Consider the following 476-nt stretch of genomic DNA (forward strand, 5'->3'; position numbering starts at 1 on the left):
GAAAGCAATGCGACTTCAGATATTTACGAAGAAGTTTCAGTATGTGCAGGTTCAGATTATACATGGTCACAGAATGGCGAAACGTATACAGCAGCAGATAGTCCGGTAATGTTGACTATTAATGATAATAATGGTTGTTCGTACACAGCAACGTTAGTAATTAACGAATACGAAGAAACAGAAGATATTGTAAATGCGTTTACGGTATGTGCAGGAGAATCTAGAATATGGTCATTTAATAATGTTTCTTATACTGCGGCAGACAGTCCAGTGGTATTAGAGTTAACAGATGATAACGGTTGTCCTTATACTGCGACATTAAATATCTACGAATATGAAGCACCAGAAAATACAGTAACAGAAGTTACGGTATGTGAAGGTTCGGATTACACATGGTCAGAGAATGGTGTGACTTACACAGCATCAGACAGTCCAGTAGTATTAGATTTATCAGATGATAATGGATGTGCTTACAC

General features: G+C 37.4%; 1 protein-coding gene. It reads left to right on the forward strand.

Annotated elements, in window-relative coordinates; translation table 11 throughout:
• Positions 1-476 (forward strand): hypothetical protein (locus tag Q0891_RS17225; RefSeq protein WP_299103579.1); only part of this gene is annotated, 476 nt, incomplete at both ends.

Origin of the sequence: uncultured Winogradskyella sp. (assembly GCF_947498005.1) — a bacterium.
Lineage (GTDB): Bacteria > Bacteroidota > Bacteroidia > Flavobacteriales > Flavobacteriaceae > Winogradskyella.